Here is an 11,284-nt window from a genome sequence, read left to right on the forward strand (position 1 = left end):
CTCGCGGCCGCCCGGGGCGCCGCGACGGTGCGGATGTTCGGGTCTTCCTCCAGCGAACTGGCCGCCGTCGCGACCGGGCGGACCGGTGCGTTCCTGCAATGTGGCACGGCCGACTGGGACTGGTATCCCGGGCTGGCGCTGGTCCGCGGTGTCGGAGGCGTCGGATCGGTCATTCACCATCGCGACCGGCGCTGGCACATCGCCGGTGCCTCGCTGGTGGTGGACCAGGTGACGCACCTGCTGACGTCGGCCTGACCGGACGTGAGCCGCGCGGTTTGGTTAAGCCGCGCCGGTGCGATCCAATAGATGACCGTGACCGTCCTCGATTCTCGACCGATCCATGCCCGTGACCGCGCCGATGCGTCCTGGTGGCGGCATGCGGTCATCTACCAGATCTATCCGCGGTCCTTCGCCGACGGCGACGGCAACGGGATCGGCGACCTGCCGGGCGCGCGGTCTCGACTGCCATATCTGAAGGCACTCGGAGTCGACGCCATCTGGTTCTCGCCGTTCTATCGCTCGCCCCAGGCGGACGCCGGCTATGACGTCGCCGACTACCGCGACGTCGACTCGCTGTTCGGCACGCTCGCCGACTTCGAGGATCTGCTTAGCGACGCAAATGCGTTGGGGCTGAAGGTGATTGTCGACCTGGTGCCCAATCACACCTCCGATGAGCACGCGTGGTTCCAGGCGGCGTTGGCCGCCGGTCCGGGCAGCCCGGAGCGCGAGCGATACCTCTTCCGGGACGGGAAGGGCGCCGCGGGGCAGACCCCGCCGAACAACTGGAAGTCGGTCTTCGGCGGCCCGGCCTGGACCCGCGTGATCGAGCCGGACGGGACCCCGGGGCAGTGGTATCTGCACCTCTTCGACGTCAAGCAGCCGGATCTGAACTGGGAGCACCCGCAGGTGCGCGCCGAGTTCCTCGACATCATCGACTTCTGGTTGGCCCGCGGCGTCGCGGGATTCCGGGTCGACGTCGCCAACGCCCTCGTGAAGGACCAGCAGCTGCCCGACTGGGACGGTTTCGTCGACGACGACCCGCGTCCGACTTCGGATTCGCCCATGTGGGACAAGGACGGTGTGCACGAGATCTATCGCTCGTGGCGCGCCCTGCTGAATTCCTACGACAATCCCGAGCGCATCATGTGCGCCGAGTCCTGGGTCAATCCGCCGGAGCGCGGCGCGCTCTATCTGCGCGAGGACGAGTTCCACCAGGCCTTCAACTTCGACTTCCTCGAATGCGCCTGGCGGGCACGGGATTTGCGCGACGTCATCGCCAAGTCGTTGCACGTCAACGATGCGGTCGATGCGACGACGACCTGGGTGTTGAGCAATCACGACGTCGTGCGGCATACCTCCCGGCTCGGCCTGCCGGTCGGCCCTCGGCGCCCCAACGGCATCGGCGCCGACGACCCGCAACCGGACGCCCGGCTGGGTCTGCGCCGCGCCAAGGCCGCGACCTTGCTGATGCTGGGTCTGCCGGGGTCGGCCTACATCTACCAGGGCGAGGAACTCGGGCTCCCGGACCACACGGCGCTGCCCGGTGAAGTGCGCCAGGACCCGACCTTCATGCGCACCGAAGGCAAGGAGAAGGGCCGGGACGGCTGCCGGATCCCGTTGCCCTGGAACGCCACTCAGCCCGCCCTCGGCTTCAGCGCAACCGGCCGGACGTGGCTGCCCCAGCCGCCGGAGTATGCCGCCCTGGCGGCCGATGCGCAGGAGGACGTCGCCGGATCCACGCTGGAGTTCTACCGGGCGGCCATCGGTCTGCGCCGGGACCGGGCTCTCGGCCTCGGCAGCCTGGCGGAGGTCACAAGCTACGGCGCGGACGTCGTCGCGTATGTCAACGGCGGCGCGGCGGACACACTGGTGCTCGTCAACCTCGGCGCGGACTCCGTGTCGCTGCCGGACGGCGCTCAGGTGCTGTTGTCCTCGGACGCGCTCAGCCCCGATGGTTCGGTGCCGACCGACACGGCCGTGTGGGCGAGACTCTGACGATGCGTGCGGCCGACCACCCCTACTTCGACCTGACCGGCCCGGTGGGGCTGGCCCACCGCGGGGGCGCGCTCTACGCGCCGAACGCCCAGCGGGAGAACACGATCGCCGCGTTCCGGCACGCGATCGACCTGGGATTTCGCTATCTCGAGACCGACGTCCACGCCACCGCTGACGGCGCGCTCGTCGCCTTCCACGACACGCACCTGGACCGGGTGACCGACGGGTCCGGGGCGATCGCGGCGCTGCGCCACACCGACCTCGCGCAAGTGCGGACACCGACGGGCGACGGCATACCGCTGCTCGCGGAGGTCCTCGAGGAGTTCCCCGGCGCCCACGTCAATATCGACGTCAAGGCGCCCGGCGCGATCGCGCCGCTCGTCGAGACGGTGGAGCGCATGCGAGTGCGCGACCGGGTGTGTGTCGGCTCCTTCTCCGAACGCCGGCTGCGTGCCGTGCGCAAGGCGCTCGGCCCGCGGCTCGCGACGGCCGCCGGCATGACCGGTGTCGCCGCGCTGCGTTTCACCCCGTGGCTCGTGAGCCGGCTGCTGCATTCGCCGGCCGCAGTGCTGCAGATCCCCACGCATCACGTTGTCCGGGGCCGACGGGTCGAGTTGGTCACGCCGGCGCTGGTGCGGCGGGCCCACGACATCGGCAAGCATGTCCACGTGTGGACCATCGACGAGCCGGACGAGATGCACCGCCTCCTCGATCTCGGCGTCGATGGCATCGTCACCGATCGGCCCGACGCCCTTCGCGAGGTCTTCGCGGAGCGCGGCCTGACGGTGTGAGGGCTAATCCATCGTGTTGACGAGGCTGTAGGCCGCGCGCGTAACGTAGTCGCGCAGGATCGCATCGTGGGCGGGTTGCAGGGCAATGGAATCCACGGCGTCCATCATGTGCAGCAGCCAGCGGTCGCGCATGTCGGGAGTGACCGCGAAGGGCACGTGCCGCATCCGCAGCCGCGGATGGCCACGCTGCTCGGAGTAGGTCGTCGGGCCGCCCCAGTACTGCTCGAGGAACATCCGCAGTCGTTCCTCGGCCGGCCCGAGATCCTCCTCCGGATAGAGCGCGCGCAGCGGCTCGTCCTGGCGCACGCCCTCGTAGAAGCGCGCGACGAGCCGGCGAAAGGTCTCGTGTCCGCCGACGGCCTCGTAGAAGGTGACGGATTGTTGCTCGGTCACGGGGCACCTCCAGTGCTGGGTGGTATGCCGATCGGCCGGGGACCGGGTACGCCCGCCTGGTCGAGGGCGTGCTTCGCGCGCAAACGCAGCTCGCGCTGGACGGAGAATTCCTCTCCCGCAACGCATTTGGCGAGAATCCCCAGAGTCATCGCGCCGCCGGTGAGGGACTGGACGCCGAGGACCTGAGGCGGCTCGAGCACTTTGTCCCGCCACGTGGCATCGCCCGCGAACCCGGCGACGGCCTTGTCGAGCGCTGTGAGTGCGACCTCGACGTCCGCGTCATACCCGATCGGCAGTTCGACGATCGTCTGCGCCCAGCCCTGGCTCTTGTTGCCCACGCGCAGGATCTCGCCATTGCGCACGTGCCAGGTCACGCCGTTGGCGTCCCGCAGGGACGTGATGCGCAGGGTGACATCCTCGACGGTTCCGATGACCTCCCCGACGTCGATGACGTCGCCGACGCCGTACTGGTCCTCCATGATCATGAACACCCCGGACAGGAAGTCCTTGACGAGGCTCTGCGCGCCGAAGCCGAGCGCGAGGCCGCCGACGCCGGCGGAGGCGAGCAGCGGCGCCAGCGGTATGCCGAGCAGCGACATCACGGTCAACAGCGCCACGAGGGAGACGACGACGGTGATGATGCTGCGCAACAGGGTGCCGAGCGTCGCCAAGCGCTGGCGGTGCCGGTCCAGCGACCAGCCGGTGGCGTGGGCGAGCACGCGTCCGGTGCGCGAACGTTCCTCCCGTTCGCCGCGCGCGATCGCCAGGGCCACCATGCGCCGGATGATCCGGTGCAGCAGCCAGCGCACGACGATGGCGCCGGCGATGGTGGCGATGACCCGGATGGGCACACCGTCGAACCAGTCCCAGACCTCGGCCCGAGTCCAGTCCGGGAGGGCGGCAGGCACCGGGATCAGGCCTCCTTGCGGTCGCGTTCCTGCGCGGCGACGGCGCGCGCGACGCCGTCGCGGTTCTCGGCGATGGTGCGCCGGGCCGGCGCCGGCGCGTCAGGATGGGTGTCGAGCCAGGCGTTGGTCGCCTCGAGCAGTTCGGGACCGGCCAGTCCGCTCGGATAGAAGCCGTTGATGGCCTCGGCGATGGCGAAGGTGCGGGTCGCCATGACGTCCATGACGCCGTCGAGGAACTTCGCGATATAGGGCAGCAGCAGCGCCGGGTCGTCGGCCTTGTTGAAGCCCACCGCGAGGGCGTCGATGACCGTGTTGGGGGTGCTGGCGTTCTCGACCCCCTCGGCCCACGCCGCCGCCTTGGCCTCCGCCGTCGGCCGGGCGGCGCGGGCCCGGGCGGCACGCTCCCGTCCGTTGGAGGTGTCGTCGCGATCCAGCTCCGCCGCAATGAGATCGCCCTCGCCTTCGGCGCCGATGGCGGCCAGCGCGGTCACCAGCGTCCACCGCATGTCGGTGTCGACGGCGAGGCCGTCGAGGGTCGTCGAGCCGTCCAGCAGCCCGCGAAGGTATGCCGGGTCGTCGCCCGGGGCAAGCAAGGAGGCATACCCGCTGAGCAACTGGAGCTGAGAGTCGCTGCCGCCGGGCGCACCCTCGGCGAGCGCCCGCAGCCGGGCGACGACCTCGGCCCGGGCCGCCGGCCGGTGCTCGGGCGCGAGGTAGTGGGTCAGACAGGTGGACACCTGAGCGAGCAGCGTGCGCAGCAGGGTCGAGTCGCGTTCGCCCTCGATGGCGGCGAGCGCGAAGGGCAGATAATCACTCGCGCGCATCTCGGCGTCCCGGGTCATATCCCACAGGGCCGCGATGACCAGCGAGTGGGGGAGGGTGTCGGTGAAGCCGCGCGGGTGAGCCAGGACCGCGGCCAGGGAGCGCTCGTCGAGACGGATCTTGGCGTAGGCGAGGTCCTCGTCGTTGACGAGCACCACGTCCGGTGCCGCCGTCCCGATCAGGCCGGGAACCTCGGTGCGGGCGCCGTCGACGTCGACCTCGTAGGAAGCGATACGCCGGAACGAATCGCCTTCCAGCACAAAGGATCCGACTTTCAACTTGTGCGGCCGGAGGAGGTCGTCCCCAGAAGCGACGGTCTGCTCGATGGCCGCCTCGCCGATCAGCCCACGGTCGTCGGTGGCCAGCACCGGCCGCAGCACATTGACCCCGGCCGTCTCGAGCCACTTGGTGGACCAGGCGCGCAGGTCCCGGCCGGACGCGACCTCGAGTTCGTCGAGCAGGTCATCGAGCGTCGTGTTGCCCCACGCGTGCTTGGCGAAGTAGGTGCGCAGGCCGGCGACGAACTGCTCCCGTCCGACATACGCCACGAGTTGTTTCAGGACCGAGGCGCCCTTGGCGTAGGTGATGCCGTCGAAGTTGGTCTCGACGTCGTGCAGGTCACCGATGTCCGCGACGATCGGGTGGGTCGAGGAGAGCTGGTCCTGGCGGTAGGCCCAGGCCTTCTCGTGGGTGCAGAAGGTCGTCCAGGCGGTCACCCACTCGGTGGCCTCGGCCTGGCAGGTCGTGGACGCCCACTCGGCGAAGGATTCGTTGAGCCACAGGTCGTTCCACCACTTCATGGTGACGAGGTCGCCGAACCACATGTGGGCGAGTTCGTGCAGGATCGTCAGCGCTCGACGCTCGACCATGGCGTCGGGGACCTTGCCGCGGAAGACGTAGAGCTCGTTGATGGTCACGCAGCCGACGTTCTCCATCGCGCCCATGTTGTATTCCGGCGTGAAGAGCTGGTCGTACTTGGTGAAGGGGTAGGCGGTGTCGAACATCTCCTCGAAGAAGGCGAAACCGGCCTTGGTGCAGTCGATGATGTTCTGGGCATCGAGGTGCTCGAGCATCGAGGTGCGGCAGAAGACGCCGAGGGGGATCTCGCCGGCGCGGGTGGTCACGCTGTCACGCACCACGGCATACGGTCCGGCGACGAGGGCGGTGATATAGGAGGAGATCCGTCCGGTCGCGGGGAAGGCCCACCGGGCCACGCCTTCGCGCACCGGCTCCGCTTCGGGCGTGATCGCGTTCGACACGACCTGCCAGTGGTCCGGCGCGGTGACGGTGAAGCTGAACTCGGCTTTCAGATCGGGCTGCTCGAAGACGGCCATGATGCGGCGGCTGTCGGGCACCTCGAACTGGGTGTAGAGGTAGACCTCGTCGTCGACCGGATCGACGAAACGGTGCAATCCCTCACCGGTGTTCATATAGACACAGGTCGCATCGACGACGAGTTCGTTGTCGGCGGCGAGCCCGGGCAGGACGATCCGCGAATCTGCGAAATGCGTTGCGGGGTCCAGAGATTCGCCGTTGAGCGTGATCGTCTCGACGCTGGGGGCAATCAGGTCGATGAAGGTGTCCGTGCCGGGGGCCGAGCAGGTGAACCGCACCGTCGTCACGCTGCGGAAGGTCTCCGCGGACGTGGTCAGGTCGAGGTCGACGGCATATCTCGTCGTGGCGATCTTGGCGGCGCGGTCCTGCGCCTCTTCGCGGGTCAGATTCGTTCCCGGCACCGGTAGCTCCTGTTGTCGACGACGGCCCGATCGGGGCCACAAGGAGTCATCCTGTCACGGCGCCGCCGAACTTTCACTGGCTCTCGGACGGCGCCCTCCCACGCGCAAGGGTGGAGGGCGATCAGGAATTGCACGATACATTTGTTTCATGCCTGACGATGCTCCCGAGGTCAGCCGTGCCCGTGCGCAGGCCGAGATGTGGTTCGACCCCGTATGTCCGTGGGCGTGGATGACCTCTCGCTGGCTTATGGAGGTCGAGCAGGCCCGCCCGGTCGATGTCACGTGGTCGGTCATGTCGTTGTCGGTCCTCAACCAGGGTCGCGATCTCGATCCCCACTATCAGGCCCTCATGGACGCCGCGTGGGCGCCCGTCCGGGTGTTGACAGCCGCCCGTGCGGCGCATGGCGACGCGGTGCTCAAGCCGCTCTATGACGCGCTGGGCGAGCGCATTCACCACCAGGGCCGCAAGGACTACGGGCACATCATCGCCGAAGCGCTGGCCGAGGCCGGCTTGCCGGCGGAGCTTGCCGCTGCCGCCGACTCCGAGTCGTATGACGAGGCGTTGCGGGCCTCCCACCAGCGCGCGATCGATCTGGTCGGCGACGAGGTCGGCACCCCGGTCATCAGCGTCGAGGGCGTCGCCTTCTTCGGGCCGGTCGTCAGCCCTTCTCCCAAGGGGGAGGCGGCTGGCAGACTATGGGACGGGTGCGTCCTGGTCGCCGGAACTCCCGGCTTCTACGAACTCAAGCGCACCCGCACCACGGGGCCGATCTTCGACCAGGAGGGCTGATGCGCATTCATCTCGGAGGCGACCACGCGGCTTACGAACTGCTCGGCGAACTGGTGACCTTCCTCGAGGAGGAGGGTCACGAGGTCGTCAACCACGGACCGCACACCTACGACGCCGCCGACGACTATCCCGTCTTCGTGCTGCGGGCGGCGCAAGCGGTCGCGACCGATCCCGGATCCCTCGGCATCGTGCTCGGCGGCTCCGGCAATGGCGAACAGATGGCGGCCAACCGGGTGAGGGGCATCCGGGCGGCGCTGGCCTACAACGAGGAGCTGGCGTCACTGGCCCGCGAGCACAATGACGCCCAGGTGCTCTCGATCGGCGCCCGCATGAACACCGTCGAGCAGGCGAAGGCGATGGCCAAGACGTTCGTCGAAACACCCTTCTCCCACGACCCGCGCCACCAACGCCGCATCGACATGCTCACCGCCTACCAGGAGGACGGCACCCTGCCGCCCTTGCCCACCGGCTGACGATGGCGACGTCGCTCTCGGCTGCGCGGGTTGCCTCCCGCGCGGGCTCACGCAACAGGATTCGCACCCGCTTGACGGCCAAGCCGACAGGCGAAGCGCTGCGATTGGCGTTGCTGGTCGCGCTCGCGGTCGCGGTCTTCGCGGTCCTGGCGCGGTTCCCCGAGGACGTGCCGCGCTCGGCATACGCCCCGCTCATCCTGCTCGCGGGGCTCATGCTGTCCCTCCGTCACCTCGTCGTCTACTACGGCGTCGTTCTCGGTTGCCTGGCCGTCGGCCTCGTGCTCGTCCCGACCCTGTGGAACCGGGCGCTGATCATCTTCCTGGTCCTGGTGTTCATGATGGCGACGATGCTGGTGCTGGCCCGATCCCGCGAAGGTCTGGGGGTCTACGGCACCGGCAGCGAGGCGCTGCTTCGTGATCTGCGCCAACGCCATTCGAAGCTCGGGGAGATCCCGACGCTGCCCGAGGGTTGGCATGCCGAAGGGGTCATCGCCGGCGCCAATGGCGACACCTTCCTCGGCGACGTGCTGCTGTCGGCCGAGGGCTTCCACCCGCACCACGCCGAGTTCTGCCTCGTCGACGTCAGCGGCAAAGGACTGCGCGCCGGCACGCGGGCGATGACCCTGGCCGCGGCGCTGAGCGGGCTGCTCGGGCAGGTCGAACCGTGGCGTTTCCTTCAGGCCGCCAACAGTTATCTCGTGCGGCAGCAGTGGGCCGAGGGCTTCGCCACTGCCGTGCACCTCGACCTCGATCCGGTGTTCGGGCACTTCTCGGTCAGCAGCGCCGGCCACCCCCCGGCGATGCGGTACTCCTTTGCCACCGGCACCTGGGAGCAGGTCACGACCGAGGCCGGCCCGGCGCTCGGGCTGATGGACAATATGAACTTCCCCCGGATCAGCGGCGAGTTGCATCCCGGCGATGCGCTCGTGCTCTACACCGACGGGATCATCGAGTCGCGCGAGAACGAACTGGCCGGCGGCATCGACTGGATGGGCGGCATCGCCGAGCGCGCGCTGCGCGACGGCAGCTTCTCCGGCCTCGCGAAGCAACTGACCGAGTCGGCTCGCGGCGGCCCCGACGACGACCGCGCCGCCTTGGTGATCTGGCGCTTATGACGCCCGAAAACCCAAGCCGGGCACCGGAATCGCTGCTCGGCGGCGGCTGGCCCGCCGATGTCGAGAACCCGCGCCCCATCCGCACCTTCACCCCGCGCTACCGCGTCTCCGATCTCACCCGGGAGCGGATGGACACGCTCCTTCCGAGGTATGCCGTCGAGCAGCTCCCCGTGGATCCGCAGGCGGTCTTCGGCCGGGTTGCGCCGCTGGTCCTCGAGATCGGGTCCGGTCACGGCGCCGCAGCGATCGGGTATGCCGCCGCCCACCCTGGCCACGACGTCCTGACCGCGGAAGTGCACCTGCCCGGAGTGGTCCGGATGCTCGCGGCAGCGCAGGCGAGCGGGGTGGAGAACCTGCGGGTCTATCCGCGGGATGCGATGGACCTGCTCGGCGGGGGACTGGCGCCGCATACGGTCAGCGCGGTCCACTTGCTCTTCCCCGACCCGTGGCCCAAGGTCAGACACGCGAAGCGCCGCTTCGTCCAGCAACGCACCCTGGCGGCGATCGAACGCATCCTCGTGCCCGGCGGCGAACTGCTCGTCGGCACCGACCACCCGGTCTATGCCCACTGGACCCGCGAGCAACTCGCGGCCTTCCCGACGGCGCGCGTGACGCAGGTCGAGCGGCCGGCGTGGAAGGACGAGGACGGGTTCGAGGGCAAGGGGCGCGCTGCGGGCCGGCCCCCGACCTATCTGCGCGTCACCTTCGGCTGACGGAGATCAGCGGCCTTTCGGGCGCATCACGGTGAAGGCCAGGCCGGCGAGACCCGCCAGAGCCAGACCGATGAAGGTCTTCTTGATCAGGTCCCAGTTGGCGCCGCCGCCGAGGATGTCGTTGGCGATGCTGCCGACCTTCTCCGGGATGCCCGGTTCCTCCGAGGTCATCGAGGCGGCGGCGGAGCTGCTGGAGGAACTGGACGACGACGAGGCCGTCGCGCTGGCCGAGCCGCTCGCGCTGGCCGAGCCGCCGGGGGCGGTGCTGACGACGCCTCCGGGGACCCCGGCCGTGGACGAGGTCTGGCTCGTCGTGCCTGGCGATGACACCCCGGTGCTCGTCGTGGACGAGGTAAGACTGCGGGTCGTGCTGTTCGTCGTGCCGGCCGGTGAGGAGTTGGTGGAGGTGCTGGTGGGCGGCGGGGTGTAGGACGTGGTCGGATCCGTCGTCGACGTGGTCGTCTCCGGGTCCGGCGGCGGCGTGAACGTCGAGGACACTGACGTCGTGGTCGTCGTCTCAGGGTCCGGCGGCGGCGTGAAGGTCGGCGAGTCCGTTGTCGGGTCCGTCGTGGGATCGGTCGTCGGCGTGTCGGAGGTCGAATCGGGGCTGGTGAACCCGGTGCTCGACTCGGACGACGTGGTGTCGGTCGGCGTTGCCCTGGAGATGACGGTGCCCAATCCCTCGGCCACGACCCCGGCGGTGGCCGGCGCGACGGCCGCACCACAGACGACCGCCATGACGACGGCCGGAAGGGCGATCGCCCGGCGGGTGGTGCGCGGCCCGCGTCGCGAGGTGGACTTGCGATCGGTCATGGGTTCCTCCGAGGTGAAACCGGTGCGTCCCGCGACGCAACCCGGAGCGGGCAGCAGACAGATCGCGACTGCGCACCCGGGTCGGATTCTATCAGTCCGCCCCCCGGTTCACATCATTCCCAGACGTCACATGGGTGTCACGATGAGGGTCGCCGGGGTGCGGCTCGCGCTGCGCCACACGGCGTCCCGGTCGATCCCCATCGCCACCGCGCGGGTCATGCAGTCCGGCAAGGTGGCAGTGCTCCCGGCTATGGCGCCTCCGTCGGACACGCGAGCGATCCCGTCGTGTACGTCGACGTCGAGCTCACCGAGCCGGTGCCGCCCGTCGCCGAGCCCGGTGGCGGGCGTCGCGTCGGAGACCAGCGCGATCGCTGCGGGGCCGACCAGGTCGAAGACCATCCGGATGACCTCGGGCGCCACATGGACCCCGTCGGCGATGAGTTCGAGCACCGCATCGCCACGAGCCGCCGCCGACAGCGCGGCCGCGACCGGGCCGCCCGTCCGGTGATGCAGGGGCGGCATAGCGTTGAACAGGTGGGTGATCAGGACAGGGGCTCCCGTCGCGTCGGCGCCGGTCGTGATGGCGCGCGCCATGGTGGCCCCATCGGCAGCCGTATGCCCGAGTGCCGGCCGGATCCCCAAGCGCACCAATGCTTCTGCGAAGGCGTCCGCGCCGGGCAACTCCGGCGCGTGGGTCCAGTGCACGATCGCGCCGGGCGCCCCGCCGTCGGCCGC

Annotated in this window: 12 protein-coding genes and 1 pseudogene; 8 read left to right on the forward strand and 5 right to left on the reverse strand. The window is 69.5% G+C overall.

Annotated elements, in window-relative coordinates:
• The 3 genes from BN11_RS07965 to BN11_RS07975 all read left to right on the forward strand — a co-directional run.
• The coding region (locus BN11_RS07965) for an inositol monophosphatase family protein (protein ID WP_048696423.1) at positions 1–255 on the forward strand (255 nt) is incomplete at its 5' end.
• 51 nt (positions 256–306) lie between these two features.
• Positions 307–1,995 carry a glycoside hydrolase family 13 protein gene (locus BN11_RS07970; protein WP_048696425.1) on the forward strand — a complete coding sequence of 563 codons (1,689 nt, stop codon included), beginning with the start codon at positions 307–309 and terminating at the stop codon, positions 1,993–1,995.
• Positions 1,996–1,997: 2 nt separating this feature from the next.
• A complete protein-coding gene (locus BN11_RS07975) occupies positions 1,998–2,786 on the forward strand; it encodes a glycerophosphodiester phosphodiesterase (RefSeq protein ID WP_157044030.1) in 789 nt (262 codons plus the stop codon).
• A gap of 3 nt (positions 2,787–2,789) precedes the next feature.
• Here BN11_RS07975 and BN11_RS07980 read toward each other — a convergent pair whose 3' ends face one another.
• From BN11_RS07980 to pepN, 3 genes are read right to left on the reverse strand one after another with little or no spacing between them, the layout of a single operon-like run.
• Complete coding sequence (locus BN11_RS07980) at positions 2,790–3,179, reverse strand: globin (protein ID WP_048696427.1); 390 nt, start codon at positions 3,177–3,179, stop codon at positions 2,790–2,792.
• A complete protein-coding gene (locus BN11_RS07985) occupies positions 3,176–4,087 on the reverse strand; it encodes a mechanosensitive ion channel family protein (RefSeq protein ID WP_235435411.1) in 912 nt (303 codons plus the stop codon). The genes BN11_RS07980 and BN11_RS07985 overlap by 4 nt, the downstream gene beginning before the upstream one ends.
• A gap of 5 nt (positions 4,088–4,092) precedes the next feature.
• Positions 4,093–6,645, reverse strand: a complete 2,553-nt coding sequence (gene pepN, locus BN11_RS07990) for an aminopeptidase N (protein ID WP_048696431.1) — start codon at positions 6,643–6,645, stop codon at positions 4,093–4,095.
• Positions 6,646–6,793: 148 nt separating this feature from the next.
• Here pepN and BN11_RS07995 point away from each other — a divergent pair, with 148 nt between their 5' ends.
• The 4 genes from BN11_RS07995 to trmB all read left to right on the forward strand — a co-directional run bounded on the left by BN11_RS07995 (position 6,794) and on the right by trmB (position 9,736).
• On the forward strand, positions 6,794–7,435 hold the full coding sequence (locus BN11_RS07995; protein ID WP_048696433.1) for a mycothiol-dependent nitroreductase Rv2466c family protein: 642 nt from the start codon (positions 6,794–6,796) through the stop codon (positions 7,433–7,435).
• Positions 7,435–7,908 carry a ribose-5-phosphate isomerase gene (locus BN11_RS08000; RefSeq protein ID WP_048696435.1) on the forward strand — a complete coding sequence of 158 codons (474 nt, stop codon included), beginning with the start codon at positions 7,435–7,437 and terminating at the stop codon, positions 7,906–7,908. Before BN11_RS07995 ends, BN11_RS08000 begins: the two co-directional genes overlap by 1 nt.
• 71 nt (positions 7,909–7,979) lie before the next feature.
• A complete protein-coding gene (locus BN11_RS08005) occupies positions 7,980–9,023 on the forward strand; it encodes a PP2C family protein-serine/threonine phosphatase (protein ID WP_162213187.1) in 1,044 nt (347 codons plus the stop codon).
• Positions 9,020–9,736 carry a tRNA (guanine(46)-N(7))-methyltransferase TrmB gene (trmB, locus tag BN11_RS08010; RefSeq protein ID WP_083433612.1) on the forward strand — a complete coding sequence of 239 codons (717 nt, stop codon included), beginning with the start codon at positions 9,020–9,022 and terminating at the stop codon, positions 9,734–9,736. Before BN11_RS08005 ends, trmB begins: the two co-directional genes overlap by 4 nt.
• 6 nt (positions 9,737–9,742) lie before the next feature.
• Here trmB and BN11_RS22500 read toward each other — a convergent pair whose 3' ends face one another.
• Positions 9,743–9,907 carry a hypothetical protein gene (locus BN11_RS22500; protein ID WP_157044031.1) on the reverse strand — a complete coding sequence of 55 codons (165 nt, stop codon included), beginning with the start codon at positions 9,905–9,907 and terminating at the stop codon, positions 9,743–9,745.
• Here BN11_RS22500 and BN11_RS22505 point away from each other — a divergent pair.
• On the forward strand, positions 9,885–10,166 hold the full coding sequence (locus tag BN11_RS22505) for a hypothetical protein (protein ID WP_157044032.1): 282 nt from the start codon (positions 9,885–9,887) through the stop codon (positions 10,164–10,166). The genes BN11_RS22500 and BN11_RS22505 overlap by 23 nt on opposite strands.
• 509 nt (positions 10,167–10,675) lie before the next feature.
• Here the strand turns inward: BN11_RS22505 and BN11_RS08020 are convergent.
• A pseudogene (locus BN11_RS08020) lies at positions 10,676–11,284 on the reverse strand (N-acetylglucosamine-6-phosphate deacetylase); the annotation flags it as partial.

The organism is Nostocoides australiense Ben110 (assembly GCF_001050535.1).
Lineage (GTDB): Bacteria > Actinomycetota > Actinomycetes > Actinomycetales > Dermatophilaceae > Nostocoides_A > Nostocoides_A australiense.